General features: G+C 67.6%; 18 protein-coding genes. 10 read left to right on the forward strand and 8 right to left on the reverse strand.

What is annotated here, in order from left to right:
* Window positions 1–141: 141 nt before the first annotated feature.
* The 8 genes from PO605_RS25515 to fur all read left to right on the forward strand — a co-directional run bounded on the left by PO605_RS25515 (window position 142) and on the right by fur (window position 7,819).
* Window positions 142–981, forward strand: coding sequence for a helix-turn-helix domain-containing protein (locus PO605_RS25515; RefSeq protein ID WP_272207056.1), 840 nt, complete (start codon window positions 142–144; stop codon window positions 979–981).
* A 338-nt stretch (window positions 982–1,319) separates the two neighbouring features.
* Entirely contained in the window at window positions 1,320–3,554 is a 2,235-nt protein-coding gene (locus PO605_RS25520; protein WP_047472243.1) for an NADP-dependent isocitrate dehydrogenase, read from the forward strand.
* Between the two features lie 375 nt (window positions 3,555–3,929).
* A complete protein-coding gene (locus tag PO605_RS25525; RefSeq protein WP_052195802.1) occupies window positions 3,930–4,328 on the forward strand; it encodes a Fur family transcriptional regulator in 399 nt (132 codons plus the stop codon).
* A gap of 66 nt (window positions 4,329–4,394) precedes the next feature.
* Window positions 4,395–5,615 carry a zinc metallochaperone GTPase ZigA gene (zigA, locus tag PO605_RS25530; protein WP_272207057.1) on the forward strand — a complete coding sequence of 407 codons (1,221 nt, stop codon included), beginning with the start codon at window positions 4,395–4,397 and terminating at the stop codon, window positions 5,613–5,615.
* Between the two features lie 95 nt (window positions 5,616–5,710).
* Window positions 5,711–6,601 carry a GTP cyclohydrolase FolE2 gene (folE2, locus tag PO605_RS25535; RefSeq protein ID WP_047473409.1) on the forward strand — a complete coding sequence of 297 codons (891 nt, stop codon included), beginning with the start codon at window positions 5,711–5,713 and terminating at the stop codon, window positions 6,599–6,601.
* Between the two features lie 44 nt (window positions 6,602–6,645).
* Window positions 6,646–6,795: a type B 50S ribosomal protein L36 gene (gene ykgO, locus PO605_RS25540; protein WP_013802515.1), complete on the forward strand. Its 150-nt coding sequence runs from the start codon at window positions 6,646–6,648 to the stop codon at window positions 6,793–6,795.
* Window positions 6,792–7,352, forward strand: coding sequence for a gamma carbonic anhydrase family protein (locus PO605_RS25545; RefSeq protein WP_016445965.1), 561 nt, complete (start codon window positions 6,792–6,794; stop codon window positions 7,350–7,352). The genes ykgO and PO605_RS25545 overlap by 4 nt, the downstream gene beginning before the upstream one ends.
* A gap of 17 nt (window positions 7,353–7,369) precedes the next feature.
* Complete coding sequence (gene fur / locus PO605_RS25550) at window positions 7,370–7,819, forward strand: ferric iron uptake transcriptional regulator (RefSeq protein ID WP_047473410.1); 450 nt, start codon at window positions 7,370–7,372, stop codon at window positions 7,817–7,819.
* On the opposite strand, the gene PO605_RS25555 is transcribed toward fur, so the two are convergent.
* The 7 genes from PO605_RS25555 to PO605_RS25585 form a co-directional block, all read right to left on the reverse strand.
* Window positions 7,806–8,591 (reverse strand): DNA alkylation repair protein, encoded by a 786-nt coding sequence (locus tag PO605_RS25555; RefSeq protein WP_272207058.1) that lies wholly within the window; start codon window positions 8,589–8,591, stop codon window positions 7,806–7,808. The genes fur and PO605_RS25555 overlap by 14 nt on opposite strands.
* Window positions 8,588–9,079 carry a MarR family winged helix-turn-helix transcriptional regulator gene (locus tag PO605_RS25560; protein ID WP_012205483.1) on the reverse strand — a complete coding sequence of 164 codons (492 nt, stop codon included), beginning with the start codon at window positions 9,077–9,079 and terminating at the stop codon, window positions 8,588–8,590. Before PO605_RS25560 ends, PO605_RS25555 begins: the two co-directional genes overlap by 4 nt.
* Window positions 9,080–9,102: 23 nt before the next feature.
* Entirely contained in the window at window positions 9,103–10,635 is a 1,533-nt protein-coding gene (locus PO605_RS25565) for a PepSY domain-containing protein (RefSeq protein ID WP_272207059.1), read from the reverse strand.
* Window positions 10,636–10,649: 14 nt separating this feature from the next.
* Complete coding sequence (locus PO605_RS25570) at window positions 10,650–12,857, reverse strand: TonB-dependent receptor (RefSeq protein ID WP_272207099.1); 2,208 nt, start codon at window positions 12,855–12,857, stop codon at window positions 10,650–10,652.
* Window positions 12,858–12,955: 98 nt separating this feature from the next.
* Window positions 12,956–13,327 (reverse strand): DUF2946 family protein, encoded by a 372-nt coding sequence (locus PO605_RS25575; RefSeq protein ID WP_013802509.1) that lies wholly within the window; start codon window positions 13,325–13,327, stop codon window positions 12,956–12,958.
* Between the two features lie 9 nt (window positions 13,328–13,336).
* Window positions 13,337–13,786: a DUF192 domain-containing protein gene (locus PO605_RS25580; protein WP_016445971.1), complete on the reverse strand. Its 450-nt coding sequence runs from the start codon at window positions 13,784–13,786 to the stop codon at window positions 13,337–13,339.
* Between the two features lie 215 nt (window positions 13,787–14,001).
* A complete protein-coding gene (locus PO605_RS25585) occupies window positions 14,002–14,223 on the reverse strand; it encodes a hypothetical protein (RefSeq protein WP_012205488.1) in 222 nt (73 codons plus the stop codon).
* Window positions 14,224–14,432: 209 nt separating this feature from the next.
* On the opposite strand from PO605_RS25585, the gene icd reads away from it, so the two are divergent.
* Complete coding sequence (gene icd, locus PO605_RS25590) at window positions 14,433–15,695, forward strand: NADP-dependent isocitrate dehydrogenase (RefSeq protein ID WP_272207060.1); 1,263 nt, start codon at window positions 14,433–14,435, stop codon at window positions 15,693–15,695.
* Between the two features lie 66 nt (window positions 15,696–15,761).
* On the opposite strand, the gene PO605_RS25595 is transcribed toward icd, so the two are convergent.
* Complete coding sequence (locus PO605_RS25595; protein ID WP_016445973.1) at window positions 15,762–16,529, reverse strand: DsbA family protein; 768 nt, start codon at window positions 16,527–16,529, stop codon at window positions 15,762–15,764.
* Between the two features lie 137 nt (window positions 16,530–16,666).
* On the opposite strand from PO605_RS25595, the gene PO605_RS25600 reads away from it, so the two are divergent.
* Window positions 16,667–17,245: a retropepsin-like aspartic protease family protein gene (locus PO605_RS25600; protein ID WP_272207061.1), complete on the forward strand. Its 579-nt coding sequence runs from the start codon at window positions 16,667–16,669 to the stop codon at window positions 17,243–17,245.
* Window positions 17,246–17,276 lie beyond the last annotated feature (31 nt).

Here is a 17,276-nt window from a genome sequence, read left to right on the forward strand (position 1 = left end):
GGCGGCGCCTGGCAAGACCTACACTGCCCTCCCATGGATGCTTGCGCCACGTCTTCTGAGGTTCATGAATGTCCGGAGCGACAGGCCCGGGCCGCATGCTGGGCGGGCTCCGGGCGGGCACCGCATGCGCGTCTGCATGCGGTGCCTGCCTCGCTGCAGGGCGCCCTGGTGGTCGTCGCCTGCCGCGATACGCGCGGCGTGGCGCTGGACGCTGCGCAGCGCCTGTCTCACTTTCCTGCCACGCCGTTGTTCTGCCTGTCTTGGTACCGGGACATGGAGGCAGGACTGCTGGCCCGCGCGGCGGATGGCCGCAGCCGCTGGCAGCCCTTTGGCGCACAGGTGGTGCTTTCTGGCAGCCAGCGCGCCCCCGTGACCAGCTGGAGCCCGACGACAGGGCGCGGCGGCATGGCCTGCTTCACGCTGGATGCGGCGCAGGCCTTGTTCGGTATCGACTGCGTTGCCCTGCAGGACCGGTTTGTGGACGCGCCTGCGTGCCTGGGCCCCGCCTGGCAGCCCCTGTGCGAGGACCTGGTGGCTGCGCTGGACGACGCGCAGGCCCTGGCTGCGCTGGAGCGCCACATGGCCCCGCGCTGGCGCGAACTGCAGGGACGCGCCGGCGATGCCCCGCCTTCGCTGAGCGAGTTCGGCCGGCACTGGGTGGCGCGGCTGGGGCTGCAGGCCCGCCAATGGCAGGGTTCGCTGGGCCTGCGCCAGGTGGAGCGGCGCATCAAGCTGGCCAGCGGCCGCTCCATCCGGCAGTGGCAGGGCATGGTGCGCACGGAAGGCCTGTTCCATGCGGCGCGGCGCCACCACGAACAGGGGCAGGCCCTGGACTGGGCCGCGCTGGCGCTGGATGAGGGCTTTTCCGACCAGGCCCATATGTGCCGGGCCGTGCGCCAGATCACGGGGTTTTCGCCGGGGGAGTTTGCGAGGCGCTTCGAGCACGATGAATCGTTCTGGATGTATCGGCTCTGGGTTTGACCCGGTGGTCGGCTCCGCCTCCGTGTCTGTCACGCCACAGCATTTTTTGCATGGCAGAAAACGCGGGGGGCACAAGCCGTTTCCCTGTGAAAACAGGGCCTGAATGCCGCTGTAAAACCCTAAGTCTTCTACAAGACTTAAAAAATCCGGCAGGTTCCGCTTAGAATTTTGTATTGTGGGATCGCATTGCAGAAAACGCCGGGGCAGCATGCTGGCGCGACGGGGCATTGCGTGACGGTCCTACAGCGTCAGGCTGCACCGGCCCGTTTCCCCTAGCGGATGCCCGGTTCGACGGCCTGCGGCGCGACCCCTACCTTTTTCACTACCTGAGACAAGAGATGAGCACGCAGCAACCCACCATCATCTACACCCTGACCGATGAGGCCCCGCGCCTGGCCACCAGTGCCTTCCTGCCTGTGGTGCGCGCCTTTGCCGCACCCGCCGGCGTGAATGTCGAGACCGCCGACATCTCCGTGGCCCACCGCATCCTGGGTGAGTTCTCGGACCTGCTGGCCGAAGGCCAGCGCGTGCCCAACACCTTGTCCGAACTGGGCAAGAAGACGCTGGAGCCCGATGTCAACATCATCAAGCTGCCCAACATCAGCGCCTCGGTGGCCCAGCTGACCGCTGCCATCAAGGAACTGCAGGCCAAGGGCTATGCACTGCCCGACTACCCCGAGAACCCGTCCAACGACCAGGAAAAGGACATCAAGGCGCGCTACGGCAAGTGCCTGGGCTCGGCCGTGAACCCCGTGCTGCGCGAGGGCAACTCCGACCGCCGCGCTCCCGCCGCCGTCAAGAACTACGCCAAGAAGCACCCGCACTCCATGGGCGAGTGGAAGCAGTGGTCGCAAACCCATGTCTCGCACATGGAGCACGGCGACTTCTACCACGGCGAAAAGTCCATGACCCTGGACAAGGCCCGCGACGTCAAGATGGAGCTGACCACCAAGAGCGGCAAGACCGTGGTGCTCAAGCCCAAGGTCGCGCTGCAGGCCGGCGAGATCATCGACTCCATGTTCATGAGCAAGAAGGCGCTGTGCGACTTCTACGAAAAGGAACTGGACGACTGCCGCGACGCCGGCATCCTGTTCTCGCTGCACGTCAAGGCCACGATGATGAAGGTCTCGCACCCCATCGTGTTCGGCCACTGCGTGAGGATCTACTACAAGGAAGCCTTCGAGAAGCACGGCAAGCTGTTCGACGAGCTGGGCGTCAACGTCAACAACGGCATGTCCACGCTGTACGAGAAGATCGAGACGCTGCCCGCCTCGCTGCGCGAAGAGATCATCCGTGACCTGCACGCCTGCCAGGAACACCGTCCCGCGCTGGCGATGGTGGACTCGGCCAAGGGCATCACCAACTTCCACTCGCCCAACGACGTGATCGTTGACGCGTCCATGCCCGCCATGATCCGCCAGGGCGGCAAGATGTGGGGCGCCGACGGCAAGCCCTACGACTGCAAGGCCGTGATGCCTGAGTCCACCTTTGCCCGCATCTATCAGGAGATGATCAACTTCTGCAAGTGGCACGGCAACTTCGACCCCAAGACCATGGGCACCGTGCCCAACGTGGGCCTGATGGCGCAAAAGGCCGAAGAGTACGGCTCGCACGACAAGACCTTCGAGATCGAGGAAGACGGCGTTGCCAACATCGTCGATCTGGCCACCGGCGAAGTGCTGATGAGCCAGAACGTGGAGCAGGGCGACATCTGGCGCATGTGCCAGGTCAAGGATGCGCCCATCCGCGACTGGGTCAAGCTGGCCGTCACGCGTGCCCGCAACTCCGGCATGCCTGCCGTGTTCTGGCTGGACCCCTATCGTCCGCACGAAGCCGAGCTGATCAAGAAGGTCAACACCTACCTGAAGGACTACGACACCACGGGCCTGGAAATCCACATCCTGTCCCAGGTCCGCGCCATGCGCTACACGCTGGAGCGCGTGGCCCGCGGCCTGGACACCATCTCGGTGACCGGCAACATCCTGCGCGACTACCTGACCGACCTGTTCCCTATCATGGAACTGGGCACCTCGGCAAAGATGCTGTCCATCGTGCCCCTGATGGCCGGCGGCGGCATGTACGAAACGGGCGCCGGCGGCTCGGCTCCCAAGCACGTGCAGCAGCTGGTGGAAGAAAACCACCTGCGCTGGGATTCGCTGGGCGAGTTCCTGGCACTGGCCGTGTCGCTGGAAGACTTGGGCATCAAGAACGACAACGCCCGCGCCAAGCTGCTGGCCAAGACCCTGGATGAAGCCACAGGCAAGCTGCTGGACGAAGACAAGTCGCCTTCGCGCCGCACCGGCGAGCTGGACAACCGTGGCAGCCAGTTCTACATCGCCCTGTACTGGGCACAGGCCCTGGCGGCGCAGACGGAAGATGCCGAACTGGCCTCCAAGTTCGCTTCGCTGGCCAAGCAACTGGCCGACAACGAGTCCAAGATCATCGAAGAGCTGCGCACCGTGCAGGGCAAGGCCGTGGACATCGGTGGCTACTACATGCCCGACGTGGCCAAGATGGATGCCGTGATGCGCCCCAGCGCCACGTTCAACGCAGCCATCGACGCGCTGCTGTAAGCCACTTCACCTTTGCCGGGACCAGGTCCCGGCAGGCTTGAAGCATGACCGGCCGACCCGCAAGGGCGGCCATTTTTTTTTGCCGTACCGCCCCAAGATGAAAACGCGCCCCTCGGTGGGGGCAGCCGACCTTGCGCAGCAAGGGGAGCGTGGGGGCCATTTTTCATCGCCGGGCCGCCCCAAGATGAAAACGCGTCCCCCACGGGGGGCAGCGGACCTTGCGCAGCAAGGGGAGCGTGGGGGCCATTTTCCATGCGCGATGGAAAGCCGGTCTTGCCTGCCGTCAAGGCGGTGGAATGGAGTTTGTTATGTTATAACGTGACAGATCCTACGAAACACATCGTCGCCACACGCTTTTTTGACCAGGAAATCGCCATGCCTTCCCCTTTGACCGCCAACCAGCAACGGGTGCTCGACGCCCTGCGCCAGGCCGGTGCACCGCGCACGGCCTATGCACTGCTCGACCAGCTGCGTGACCACGGGCTGAGCGCCCCCACGCAGGTCTACCGCGCGCTGGACAAGCTGGCCGAGCAGGGCGTGGTCCACCGCCTGGAGTCGTTGAACGCCTATGTGTGCTGCTCGCACCCGGACGAGGGCAGCCATGACTTCTCGGCCTTTGCGATCTGCGACAGCTGCGGGCAGGTGGACGAGTTTGTCGACGACGCGCTCAACCGCTGCCTGGGCAGCTGGGCGCATGGCCATGCGTTCGCGCTGGCCCATTCGAACATCGAGCTGCATGGCAAGTGCTCTGCCTGCACTGCGCTGCACGCCTGAGGCCCTGCCTGCCGCACGCGGCTGCAGTGCCAGCAGCGTGCTCCCTTTCCCTGCTTGAGAGATTCCATGATGCATACCGTAGCGCCGGTTCAGCCGCCGCATGCCCGATTGCCGGTGACCGTACTGTCGGGCTTTCTGGGCGCGGGCAAGACCACCTTGCTCAACCACATCCTGCACAACCGCGAAGGTCGGCGCGTGGCCGTCATCGTCAACGACATGTCCGAGGTCAACATCGACGCGGCCCTGGTGCGCGATGGCGGGGCCGGCCTGTCGCGTACCGACGAAAAGCTGGTGGAGATGAGCAATGGCTGCATCTGCTGCACGCTGCGCGAGGACCTGCTGCTGGAGGTGGCGCGGCTGGCGGGCGAGGGCCGCTTCGACCAGCTGGTCATCGAGTCCACGGGCATCTCCGAGCCGCTGCCGGTGGCCGAGACCTTCACCTTCGCGGGCGAGGACGGACGCAGCCTGGGCGATGTGGCGCGGCTGGACACCATGGTGACCGTGGTCGATGCCTTCAACTTTCTGCACGACTATGGCTCGCGTGACAGCCTGCGCTCGCGCGGCGAATCGCTGGGCGAGGAGGACCGCCGCACCGTGGTCGATCTACTGATCGAGCAGGTGGAGTTCTGCGATGTGATCGTGCTCAACAAGATCGACTTGGTCACCGAGGAGGACTGCACGCGGCTGATGGCCATCCTGCGCGGGCTCAACCCGCGTGCCAGGCTGGAGATCGCGTCCTTCGGCCAGCTGCCGCTGGATCGCGTGCTCGATACGGGGCTGTTCGATTTCGAGGAGGCTTCCAGGGCGCCGGGCTGGCTGCAGCAGTTGCGTGGCACGCACCAGCCCGAGACCGAGGCCTATGGCGTTGCCAGCTTTGTCTACCGCGCCCGCCGCCCCTTTCATCCCCGGCGCTTCTTCGGCCTGGTGCAAAGCGAATGGCCGGGCGTGGTGCGCTCCAAGGGGTTTTTCTGGCTGGCCAGCCATCCGGCGCTGGCCGGCTCCTGGTCACAGGCCGGCGCCGTGGCCCGCCATGGCCCGGCCGGGCACTGGTGGGCCGCCGTGGAGGCCGAGCGCTGGCCGCGCGACCCCGAAAGCGTGCAGCGCATCCTGGACAAATGGGTCGATGGCGTGGGCGACGCGCGCCAGGAACTGGTGCTGATCGGTATGGGCATGGACGAGCAGGCGCTGCGCGCACTCCTGGACGAATGCCTGCTGACCGATGCGGAAATGGCCATGGGCCCGCAGGCCTGGACGCAGTGGGACAACCCCTTTCCCGGATGGAACTGATGCCCGGCCGGTACCGAGCCGGCCCTGAGTCGGCCCTGAGCCGAAATTGAACGCTTGCCGCGCCGCCCTCGCGGGCGCGGCCCCTGGAGCCCCGAATGCTTGCACCTCTTCCCGATGTTTCCCTGACCGATCCCGCGCCCAGCCTCAGCCCGCTGCAATGGGTGGGCATGCAGGGCATAGACCTGCCCGTGACCGTGGCCGAGCCCGGCTACTGGCGCGAGCTGCATGCGCGCGCCGATGTGCAGGTCGATCTTCCTGCGGCCCATGTCAAGGGCATACACATGTCCCGGCTGTACCGGCAACTGGACAGCCTGGCCGAGGAATCCGCGCTGTCTGCACTGGCGCTGCGCCATGCGCTGCAGGCCATGATCGACAGCCACCTGGACTGCCAAAGCCGCAGCGCCCGGCTGCGCCTGTCGCTGGACCTGCTGATCCAGCGGCCCGCCCTGGTCACCCACGATCTGTCGGGCTGGAAGTCCTATCCCGTGCGCCTGGACGCCACGCTGGCGCAGGGCGTGTTCCAGCTGCGGCTGCAGGTGGGCGTGGGCTATTCCTCGACCTGCCCCTGCTCGGCGGCACTGTCGCGCCAGTTGCTGGAGCAGGGATTTTTGCAGGCCTTTGCGGGCGAGCCGCTGGTGGAGCCGGACCAGGTGGCTTCCTGGCTGCGCCGGCACGGCACGCTGGCCACGGCACACAGCCAGCGCAGCGAGGCCCAGGTCAGCGTGGACCTGGCCTGTGATGCGCCCGACCTGGGCATCCTGCCCCTGATCGCCCGCGTGGAGCAGGCGCTGGGCACGCCCGTGCAGACCGCCGTCAAGCGCGCCGACGAGCAGGCCTTTGCCGCGCTCAACGGCCGCAACCTGATGTTTGTCGAGGATGCGGCGCGCCGCATACAGGCCGCGCTGGAAGGCAGCTACGCCCAGCCGCGCGTGCATGTGCGCCACATGGAGAGCCTGCATCCGCACGACGCCGTGTCCTGGGCATGACCCGCGAGCCGGCCCCCGTTTGTCTACAACCCAAGGAGTTTTCCATGCAAGTGCTCTCGTCCCTCAAGGAAGCCAAGCTGCGCCATCGAGACTGCCAGGTGGTGCGCCGCCGCGGCCGCATCTACGTCATCTGCAAGAGCAACCCGCGCTTCAAGGCCCGCCAGGGCGGCGCAAAGAACAGGCGCAAGGGATGATCCGCAAGAACCCGCGCGGCGACCTGCCGCGCATCCATGCCAGCGCCTTCGTGGACCCCACGGCCATCCTGTGCGGACTGGTGATCGTGGAGGAGAACGTCTTCATCGGCCCCTATGCGGTGATCCGTGCCGACGAGATGGATGCGGACGGCCACATCGATCCCATCGTGATCGGTGCCCACTCCAACATCCAGGACGGGGTGGTGATCCACTCCAAGTCGGGCGCGCGCGTCAGCGTGGGGCAGCACACCTCGATCGCCCATCGCGCCATCGTCCACGGACCCTGCACCGTGGGCAATGGGGTATTCATCGGCTTCAACAGCGTGCTGTTCAACTGCGTGGTCGATGACGGCTGCGTGGTGCGCTACAACGCCGTGGTCGATGGATGCCACCTGCCGCCAGGCTTTTATGTGCCATCCACCGCGCGCATAGGCCCGGAGACCGACCTGTCCACGCTGGCCCAGGTGCCCGCCGACGCCAGCGATTTCTCCGAGGACGTGGTCCGCACCAACAACGAACTGGTGCGCGGCTACAAGGCCATCCACAATGAGTTCTGACCGGCCGGGAGGGCTGCATGTCCGATTCCGCTGACCTCAAGAACCTGGGGCTGAAGGCCACGCTGGCGCGACTGTGGGTGCTGGACATCTTTCGCCACGGGGCCGACCGGCATCTGGCGGCGGAGGAGGTCTATCGCCAGCTGCATGACCAAGGCCGGGGCACCAGCCTGGCCACGGTCTACCGCGTGCTGGCGCAGCTGGAGCAGGCCGGGCTGCTGCGCCAGCAGCGCTTTGCGGCGGGCAAGGCGGTCTATGAACTCGATGACGGCGAGCACCATGACCACCTGATCTGCACACGCTGCGGCCTGGTGCAGGAGTTCCACGATGCGGTGATCGAGCAGCGCCAGAAGCTGCTGGCGCGCTCGCATGGCTTTGCCATCGTGGAGCACTCCCACATCCTCTACGGGCGCTGCGTCAAGCCCGACTGCGAGCGGCTGGCGGGCCGGCAGGCGCCTACCTCTCCTTGAGGCTGCGCTGCGCACGCTCGCAGATGCGGCGCGTGGCGGGCACGGGCGATTCCTGGAGCCATTGCGCACACAGGGCGCGCACCCAGTCGGGCCGGCTCTTGGCCGCGTCGTTGAGCCAGTTGGCCACCGAGTCCTGCACATAGGGCGAGGCATCGGCGCGCAGCCGCTGCAAAAGGGGCAGGGCGATCTCCGGCTGCTGCTTGAGCGCCGCGATATGGCTGCACCAGACGCCGCGCGGCCGCAGGGCCTCGCTGGCGAAACGGCGCAGGCGGTCGGAGGGCCGCCTTGTCCACCGGGACAACTCGGCCACGGCCTGCGGCAGATCGCTGGCCAGATGCGGGCGCACGCCCATCCACGACCATTCGCGCACGCCGAAATGCGGGTCATCGGCCAGGGGCTGCAGCAGCTCCAGGCGCTGGCTCAGGGTCAGGCCCGGCTGCGCACCGGCCATGAAGCAGGCCCAGCCGCGCACCGTGTCAGATCGATGCGTGAGGCAGCGCTGCCAGCCGGCCTGGCCCAGCGCCTGCCACAGCAGGCCACCAATGCACTCCATGCGCTTGAGAATGCCCAGCTGGCCCAGCGCCTGCGCCGTGTCCTCCAGCTGCGGCCACGCGTCGGGGAAGACGGCCTGCAGCAGCCGGGCCTGGTCCACGGCCAGGCTTTCGGTCAGCGTGGCGGTCTCGATCTCGCCCAGGGACAGGGCCTGCAGCAGTTCGGAAGTGATATCGACCTTGCGGTTGGCGCCCTTGCGCCGGGGGGCGGGCGCCTTCATGCGCTGGCCTCCACGCCTGCTGCGGCCTTGGCCAGCAGCTTTCCCAACTGGCCGCGTTCGGCGGGCGACAGGTTGGAAAACAGGCCGGCGATCCATTGGCTGTGCCGGGCAAACAGCTTGCGCGCCAGCTGGCGGCCTTTGGCGGTGAGCTGCACGCGCAGCGCGCGGCGGTCGGCCGGGTCGGGCAGGCGCTCGGCCAGGGCCTCGCGTTCCAGGCCGTCCAGCAGGCCGGTCACGGTGGCGCGGGTGATGCCGGCTTGCTCGGCCAGGTGGTTGGGGGCCAGCCCTTCGCTGGCGGATTCCAGCAGGAACAGCAGCACGAAGCGCCCTTCGGACAGGCCGTGCGGCGCCAGCAGCGCGGCGCAGTCACGGTCGATGCGCGCAGCCAGGGACAGGGTCTGGAAGCACAGCCGCATGCTGTCCACGTCGTCCAGCTTGCGGCGCTCGGCCTCGGCCAGCAGGGCCTGGTATTTCTGTTCGAGTTGCATGCGGCAAGCATACAGTATGGTGGCTAACCATGTGGCTGCGCCTCCAGGCAAGCAGTGGCCTGTGCGCGATGGCTGCGCTTGCGGCGCAGCCTGCGCACGCCGATGAGCACGCCCGTGGCGCTCATCAGCAGGCCGCCCAGGCTGAAGGCCAGCAGCAGCCCATCCCACAGCGGCCGGCGCTGCAGCAGCGGCAGCCAGTCCCAGCTGTGCAGCATGGCGAACAGCCAGCGCTTGAGGCGCTGGGTGCCGTCCAGCCGGCCCAGCACCTGGCCCGTGTGCGGGTCGATGTGCACCCAGCTGGCCGCAGCATCGCCATACACCACGCGCAACACGGGCAGCGGCTTGTCATGGCCGCCCATCATGGTGTGCTCGGCGCGCTCGTACCAGTACAGGTCGTGCGCGGTCAGCCATTCGCTGCGCAGCACGGGTGCGTCGATCAGCACGGCCGCGCGGTCCAGCAGGGCCTCGTGCGAATGGGATGCGGGCGCGGCGCTTGCGCTGTCCAGCACCAGGGGCGTACCGGCTGCGGGCTGGGCCAGCACCTCGGTGCGGCCTGCGGTGCGCAGCCAACGCAGTTCGCGCACGGGGCCGCCCGCTGCGGCAATCAGCGACTGCGGCGTGGCGTCGTCCCCGGTCAGGCGCAGCGGGCCCTGCTGCCACCGGGCCATGTGCAGTGGCGGCGTGCCCGTGTCGAACAGGCGCCAGGGGTTCATGGACATCAGGCCGCTGAAGATCCAGGCCAGCGTGGTCAGCGCAAACAGCAGGCCCGCCACATGGTGCCAGCGCATGGCGAGGCCCGGGTAGGGCGTGCGCCGGCCGCTGCGGTAGGGCTGCCTGAACCGCCAGCGCATCACCCCGACCACGGTGCCGGTGATGGCCACGGCAATGCCGACCAGCGACAGCACGTTGACGATGTCGGCCCAGGCGCCATCAAAGGCATTGCCCCGGAACATGTACAGCCAGTGCAGCCAGGCGCCCAGGTAGTTCCAGCCGCGCTCGGTGCGCGTGGCATCGCGCACCACCTCGGCCGTGCGGCCGGAGATGTAGAGCAGCGTGCCCTGGGCATCGTCCAGTTGCACGCGGTGCAGGGGGCGGTGGATTTCCAGCGCGCGCGAGTGGCTGAAGGCATCCTCATCCACCGTGCCCAGGTAGTGCAGGCCCGTGCCGTCCCCCGCGAAGGCGCGCGCGCTGGCCAGGGCCTGCGCCTGGCTGGTGGCGGGCAGCACCTGGCCGCTGGCCGCATCGATGGCCACGGGCTGGCGCCGCCCCTCGGGCGTGACCAGATAGCTGGCACGGCCGGCGCTGCCGGCATGCAGGCGCAGGTCCTTGAGCGGGCTGTCGATGCCGGCCGCGCGCAGCGCCTCGGCGGGCGCGAGCAGGGCGGCGTTGCCATCGAGCGCTGGCAGGTGGCGCAGCCGCTCGGCCTGCGTGAGCTTGGGGTAGCCCACGTACATCATCACCATGCCCGAGACAAACCACAGCGCAAAGAACAGGCACACGGCAATGCCCAGCCAGCGGTGCAGCAGGAACAGCCAGCGTTTGAGGTGAAGGCGCATGGCGCGGCCCTCTCTCAGAACGCCACGCGCAGCGTGATATCGGCCGTGCGCGGCGCCCCCAGGTAGGCCATGGTGCTGGTCAGGCTGGCGGCGTAGACGCGGTCCGTGGCATTGCGCAGCCGTGCAACCACGGTCATGCGCGGGTCGATGCGGTAGCTCAGGCCCAGGTCCAGCAGGGTGTAGGCGGGCCAGGACAGCGTGTTGGCCGCATCGGTATAGATGCCTCCCACGCGGCGCAGCCCGGCATTGACCTCCAGCGCCGGCGTGATGCGGTAGCTGGTCCAGAGGTTGAGCACGCTGGCGGGCGTGTTCGTGGGTCGCTTGCCCGCCAGGGACACGCCGCCTTGCTGGTAGTTGTCATAGCGCGCGTCCACATGGCTCCAGTTGCCCTGGATGGACCATCGCGGCGTGGGCGCCAGGCCCATGGACAGCTCCACCCCGCGCGAGGACTGCTGGCCCACCAGCACCGTGCGCGTGCTGTCCTGCGGGTCCTGGGTGGAGATGTTGCGGCGCGTGATGCGATAGACCGCCAGCGCCGCCGTTCCCTTGCCCTGCCAGAACGACAGCTTGCTGCCCGCCTCCACCTGGCGGCCCGTTGTCAGCCCCGTGTTGTTGATGGCATCGGCAAACGAGGCGCCCATCAGCATGCCCGACGGCGGATCGGCCGCCGTGGAGAACTGGGCGTAGAGATTGGCCTCGGGCGTGGCATCCCAGACCAGGCCCACGCGCCCGGTCGTCGGGCTATAGCTGCGGCTGTAGCTTGCGGGCAGCGCGGGCGTCACATCGCGCCGGTTGGTCAGGTCCACCTCGATGCGTTCATGGCGCAGCGCCGTCAGCAGGTGCAGGGCAGGAGTGAGGGCCGTGCGGTTTTCCAGGTAGAGCGCGGTGGTGGTGACCTTGTTGTCGCGGTCGGGCCTGAAGCCGGGTGCCATGCCGGGAATGTCGTAGAAGTTCTCTGTCGTGAAATCGTAGGGATTGACCGTGCTCACCGTGCCCGACAGGCTGTTCGGAAAGCGTGTCTGCCGGTTCACGCTCACATCCAGCCCAAAAGCCCATTCGCTGCGCCGGCCGGCCAGCTCGCCCAGGTAGCTGCCTTCGATGCGGTCGCCCACCATGCGCTGGTCATGGCGCTGCAGCAGCGCAGCCGAGCGCACCACCGCGCTGTTGTCGGGCGTGAAGCGGTAGGTCTCCACGTTGCGGTAGTCGCGCAGCGCGTCATAGGCGTAGAAGGTGTTGCTCAGCTTGAGCCGGTCGCTGGCCCGCCATTCGGTGATGGAGCGCAGCCACTGCACGCGCTGGGCATACAGGCCGTCGGCGCTGTTGTAGTTCTTGCGTAGGGTCGCCTCGTCAATGCGCGCCTGGCCGCGCAGCGGGTTGAGCAGCGGCGTGCCCCAGTAGGGGCGGTCCACGCGCTCATGCTGGGCCTCGTAGGCCAGGGTGTGCGTCAGGCCGCCACCCAGGTCGGACAGCAGCGAGGTCGCCAGCTGCGTGGAGCGCGACTGCGTGCCGCCCACCCAGCTGCCGGCATCGCGGTGGTTGAGGTCCAGGCGCAGGTAATGAGTCGTGCCCTGGCTGTCAGTGGCATCGCCCAGGCGGCGGTTCAGCCCGACGGAGGCTTCTTTCAGCCCGTAGCTGCCCAGGCGCAGCTGGCCTTCGGTGAAGCTGTCGCGCTGGGCCAGCTTGGTGATGTAGTTCAGCGTGCCGCCCACGCCGCCTGCGCCGTAGAGAAAGCCGGAGGCGCCGCCCACGGCCTCCACCCGGTCGTAGATCCAGCTGTCCACGGGCCGGGCCGCAATGGAGTACTGCAGGTTGATGCCGTTGAACAGCTGGCTGACCGACCCCGTGCCGAAGCCCCGGTAGCTGATGCCGATGTTGCCGGGCGGGCTGTAGGCCGTGACGCCCGGAATGGAGCGCAGGATCTCCTGCGTGTCCTGGGCGCCACGCGCCTCGATGGCTGTGCGGTCCACGATGTGCACCGAGGCCGGCGTCTCGCGCGCCGTCAGGCCCAGGCGGCTGGCCGTGCCCACGGTCTTGTTCAGCGGCAGCAGGCCGTTGGCGTCGGCCGTGGCCTGGTCAGAGACCTCGACGGGGGCCAGCGGGATATCGGCCTGCGCTTGCGCTTGCACGCCAGGCGTCCAGGCCGTGCCCAGCGCGCAACACAGCGCTACGGCCAGGGGATGGGGGCGAAAAAGGGTTGCAGGCAGGCGCAGCGGCGCTGCCATCGCGGGGAAGGGGAGGGAATTCACGAACTGACTCCGGGTCTTGCGCCGCGTATGCGGCGCAGGCGGGCCGGGCGCGCATCAGCAGGCCCGGCGGCGATTCAAGAGAACACGGCAGTCAGCGGAGGAGGGCCGCGCGCCGGCAGCGGCGCGCGTGTGACGGAGGCAATGTGCGCTGCCACCAGCGGCAGCAGCGCGTGGGCCAGCGGCTGCTGGTGGGGCACCGCCATCTGCGGCAGTGCCGGCGGCGGTGCGCCAGCGGGCAGGCACATGGGGCAGTCGAGCTGGTGGTGGCCCATGCCCGGGGCTGCGCTGTCGCCCAGCGCCACCAGCTTGACGTCGCCGCTGGCCGTGCAGACCAGCTCGAAACCCTGGGGATGGACCAGGGGCGAAGCCACGGCAACGCCCAGCGTTACGGCAAACCAGGCCAATATCAGCCGGGTGAGCCAGAACGAGGAGCGAAGCGCTTGCATGGGCCGTGATTATGGCTTGGCGGGCGCGGGCGTGAACAGGCTGCCGCCCAGCTTGACGCCGGCCTTCAGGCCGCGCTTGGCGAACCAGCCCTGGTTCATCTCCAGCACATAGCGCACGGGCTTGGCCGAGCAGTGCGAGTCCTCGGTCATGGGCTTCATGTCGGCCAGGTTCACGATGGTGCCGTCATCGGCCACGAAGGCGGCGGTCAGCGGCAGCAGGGTGTTGCGCATCCAGAAGCACTGCACGGCAGGCACCTCGAAGACGAAGATCATGCCCTCCTGCTGGGGCATGTCCTGGCGGAACATCAGGCCGATGGCGCGCTCGCGGTCCGAGGCGGCCACCTGGGCATCGATGCGGTGGATTCCGGCCGTCAACTCCACGCGGCGCAGATTCATCTGGGGGCTGCCCTGGGGCTGTGCGCCTGCCGATACGGCGGCGCCAGCCAGGCAGGCGGCCATGAGCAACCGCTGCAGCGCGCGGCGGGAAAGGGATGTGTGGAGGGGTGTCGAAGGCTTCGTCATCTTGCACATTCTGTCGCAGGGGGCGCGTGGCCGGACGCAAAAATCGGCCTGGCCGGGCCATCATGGCCGGGCGGGCGGCAAAAAGCCCGCAGTGCATTGCTGACTTGCGGGCTTTTTTTGAGGGGATGCCAGCGGGCATCCCGGCGCCTGGATCAGGCCACGGCCTTGTGTGCCTTCTTGGTGGAACGCTTGGCGTGCTTCTTGCCGGAGTGCTTGCCGCTCTTGGCGACCTTTGCCTTCTTGGCTGTGTGAGCGGGAGCCGCTGCGGAAGCGGCCGTGGGAGCCGACATCGGCGCTTCGGGTGCTGCGGCGGCCTGTGCGAAGGCGCCTGCGGCAAACGAACCGGCGATCAGGACAGCGAGGAGTTTTTTCATATATGCCATTTCCTAGAAAAGCGGTAGAAGCCAAGTTGAATCAGACAACGGTGCGAAATTCTTGATGCACCGCACATGCTCAACGCGCTTACTGTATCGCCGTTGACAGGAGGGCGGCCCGATTGTCGTTAGAATTTTCTGCACCAAATTTGTGCCCATTCCGGGCATTCACTCTTGCCTCGTGCACCAGCCAACGGAGACCCGTCCCCATGAACCGCTTCCAGCACATCCAGGTGCCGGCCGAGGGCCAGAAGATCACTGTCAACGCCGACATGTCGTTGAACGTGCCAGACCAGCCCATCATTCCTTTCATTGAAGGCGACGGCACCGGCGTGGACATCACGCCCGTGATGATCAAGGTGGTGGATGCCGCCGTGGCCAGGGCCTATGGCGGCAAGCGCAAGATCCAGTGGATGGAGGTCTTCGCGGGCGAGAAATCCACGCGTATCTACGGCCCCGATGTCTGGCTGCCCGAGGAAACCATGCAGGCCCTGCGCGAGTACGTGGTCTCCATCAAGGGCCCGCTGACCACGCCCGTGGGCGGCGGCATCCGCTCGCTGAACGTGGCGCTGCGCCAGGAGCTGGACCTCTACGTCTGCCTGCGCCCCGTGCAGTACTTCAAGGGCGTGCCCTCGCCGCTGAAGGAGCCCGAGAAGACCAACATGGTCATCTTTCGCGAGAACTCCGAGGATATTTACGCGGGCATCGAGTACGAGGCGCGCAGCGACAACGCCAGGAAGCTCATCGACTTCCTGGTCAAGGAAATGGGCGTCAAGAAGATCCGCTTCCCCGAGACCTCGGGCATCGGCGTCAAGCCCGTGTCCATCGAGGGCACGGAGCGCCTGGTGCGCAAGGCCATCCAGTACGCCATCGACAACGACAAGCCCAGCGTGACCCTGGTCCACAAGGGCAACATCATGAAGTTCACCGAAGGGGGCTTCCGCGACTGGGGCTACGCGCTGGCCGCGCGCGAGTTCGGCGCCCAGCCCATCGACGGCGGACCCTGGCTCAAGTTCAAGAACCCGCGCACGGGCCGCGACATCGTCATCAAGGACTCGATTGCCGACGCCTTCCTGCAGCAGATCCTGCTGCGCCCGGCCGAGTACTCGGTGGTGGCCACGCTCAACCTCAACGGCGACTACATCTCGGACGCACTGGCGGCCCAGGTTGGCGGCATCGGCATTGCGCCCGGCGCCAACATGTCCGACTCCGTGGCCTGCTTCGAGGCCACGCACGGCACGGCCCCCAAGTACGCGGGCAAGGACTATGTGAACCCGGGCTCCGAAATCCTCTCGGCCGAGATGATGCTGCGCCACATGGGCTGGCGCGAGGCGGCCGACCTGGTCATCAGCGCGCTGGAAAAGGCCATCCAGAGCAAGCAGGTGACCTACGACTTCGCCCGCCTGATGGACGGCGCCACCCAGGTGTCGTGCTCCGGCTTTGGCGAGGTGATGATCTCCAAGATGGATTGACGGGCGCCCGCGCTCCATGAAAAAACCGCGCCAGGGCGCGGTTTTTCTTTGACGGGCGTTGACGGGTCAGCTCTTGGGTAGCGCACAGCCATCGGGCCCGCAGTCCTCGCCTTGGGGCGCGGTCTGCTCGCCGGCGGTGATGGCCGCCACCTGCTGCACCCACTCGCCCAGCTGCGTTGCCCAGCCCTGTGCATCTCCCAGCCAGGGGCCGATGTCGATGCGCTGGATGGCGCGCTGGCCCGGCTGCTCGGCCTCGGGGTGGTCGAACTCCAGCGCGAAGGTCGGGAAACCCTGGCCCTGTGCCAGGTTCAGCCATTCGCGCGCCTGGGTGATATGCGCCTGGGTGGCAGCGCCGGACAAGCGCTGGAAGGCCTGGGCAAAGGCCTCGCCGTCCAGTCCCAGGTCACGGGCCAGTTCCTGCAGCACGGCGGGGTCGCTGATGCGGCGGCCTTCCACGTAGTGGGCCTGCTGCTGGCGCGCCAGCATGTCCAGGCCCCGGCCCGCCAGTTCCTCGGCGGCCAGCAGGGCCGTGGTGGGCGGCTCCGAGTCCAGCACGGCGCCCAGGTCGTTGAGCAGGCCGTCGAAGTAGGCAGGGCCGAACGGCTGGCCCGTCATCTCGGCAATGCGCTGGTCGTGCGGCATCACATGGCCGCGCCAGTCGGCCGTGATGGTGCGGGTGTGGGCGCCCGTGAGCATGCCGCCGCCATGCCATTGCAGCGTGACGCCGGGCACGCTGCGCGCGGCCTTGACCAGGGGCGCGGCGGCATAGCACCAGCCGCACAGCGGGTCGAAGATGTAGTGAAGGACAAAGGGCGGCTGCGCGGTCGTGGTCATGGCAGGAGCGGGCTGTGATGAAGGCGCCCACTGTAGCGGCTATTGGCTTGCCCGTGACGGGGCAGGGCCGCAGGCAGAATGGGCGACTGCCGCCGTGCAGCCACCGTGCTGCCATCGTCGATCCCGTCTGCATTGCCATGCGCCTCAAGTCCACGCCGCCTCCGTCCGATCCGTCCGCTTCCTCTGCACCGGCCGCCGAGCCCAGTGTCCAGTCCGTCGCCCGGCGCGGCATGCTGGGTTTTCTGCTGTTCTGGCTGCTGGTCATGGGAGTGCTGTACTGGGCCATGCAGATGTACCTGAAGCCGGCCGGCGTCAAGGTCCAGGCCGATGGCACGGTGGCCATTGCGCGTGACCGTGACGGGCATTTCCGCGTGGAAGGGGCCGTCAACGGGCAGCCCGTGCTGTTTCTGGTGGACACGGGCGCCAGCATGGTCGGCGTGACCGAGCCGCTGGCCGAGCGCGCAGGCCTGGACGGCGGCGAGCCGGTTCGCTTTCGCACCGCCAATGGCGAGCGCGACGGCCGCATGGTGGTGGCCGATCAGGTGCGCGTGGCCTCCCTGGTGGTCAGCGGCCTGCGCGTGGGTACGGGCTATACGGGCAGCACGGACAGGGATGCGCTGCTGGGCCAGAACTTCCTGCGCCAGTTCGATGTGGAAATACGCGGCGACCGCATGCTGATCCATCCGCGCGGCAGCGGGTCTTCGCCCAGGCAGTAAGTACGTAAGCAACTAAGTAACTAACTAGCTA

Source organism: Delftia sp. DT-2, from assembly GCF_028401915.1.
GTDB classification, from domain to species: domain Bacteria; phylum Pseudomonadota; class Gammaproteobacteria; order Burkholderiales; family Burkholderiaceae_C; genus Comamonas; species Comamonas tsuruhatensis.

Bases quoted from the DNA above. Each gene is read 5' to 3' on its own strand.
- PO605_RS25520 (WP_047472243.1), top strand. From the start codon at position 1,320: ATGAGCACGCAGCAACCCACCATCATCTACACCCTGACCGATGAGGCC.
- PO605_RS25525 (WP_052195802.1), top strand. From the start codon at position 3,930: ATGCCTTCCCCTTTGACCGCCAACCAGCAACGGGTGCTCGACGCCCTG.
- zigA (WP_272207057.1), top strand. From the start codon at position 4,395: ATGATGCATACCGTAGCGCCGGTTCAGCCGCCGCATGCCCGATTGCCG.
- folE2 (WP_047473409.1), top strand. From the start codon at position 5,711: ATGCTTGCACCTCTTCCCGATGTTTCCCTGACCGATCCCGCGCCCAGC.
- ykgO (WP_013802515.1), top strand. From the start codon at position 6,646: ATGCAAGTGCTCTCGTCCCTCAAGGAAGCCAAGCTGCGCCATCGAGAC.
- PO605_RS25545 (WP_016445965.1), top strand. From the start codon at position 6,792: ATGATCCGCAAGAACCCGCGCGGCGACCTGCCGCGCATCCATGCCAGC.
- fur (WP_047473410.1), top strand. From the start codon at position 7,370: ATGTCCGATTCCGCTGACCTCAAGAACCTGGGGCTGAAGGCCACGCTG.
- PO605_RS25555 (WP_272207058.1), bottom strand. From the start codon at position 8,591: ATGAAGGCGCCCGCCCCCCGGCGCAAGGGCGCCAACCGCAAGGTCGAT.
- PO605_RS25560 (WP_012205483.1), bottom strand. From the start codon at position 9,079: ATGCAACTCGAACAGAAATACCAGGCCCTGCTGGCCGAGGCCGAGCGC.
- PO605_RS25565 (WP_272207059.1), bottom strand. From the start codon at position 10,635: ATGCGCCTTCACCTCAAACGCTGGCTGTTCCTGCTGCACCGCTGGCTG.
- PO605_RS25570 (WP_272207099.1), bottom strand. From the start codon at position 12,857: ATGGCAGCGCCGCTGCGCCTGCCTGCAACCCTTTTTCGCCCCCATCCC.
- PO605_RS25575 (WP_013802509.1), bottom strand. From the start codon at position 13,327: ATGCAAGCGCTTCGCTCCTCGTTCTGGCTCACCCGGCTGATATTGGCC.
- PO605_RS25580 (WP_016445971.1), bottom strand. From the start codon at position 13,786: ATGGCCGCCTGCCTGGCTGGCGCCGCCGTATCGGCAGGCGCACAGCCC.
- PO605_RS25585 (WP_012205488.1), bottom strand. From the start codon at position 14,223: ATGAAAAAACTCCTCGCTGTCCTGATCGCCGGTTCGTTTGCCGCAGGC.
- icd (WP_272207060.1), top strand. From the start codon at position 14,433: ATGAACCGCTTCCAGCACATCCAGGTGCCGGCCGAGGGCCAGAAGATC.
- PO605_RS25595 (WP_016445973.1), bottom strand. From the start codon at position 16,529: ATGACCACGACCGCGCAGCCGCCCTTTGTCCTTCACTACATCTTCGAC.
- PO605_RS25600 (WP_272207061.1), top strand. From the start codon at position 16,667: ATGCGCCTCAAGTCCACGCCGCCTCCGTCCGATCCGTCCGCTTCCTCT.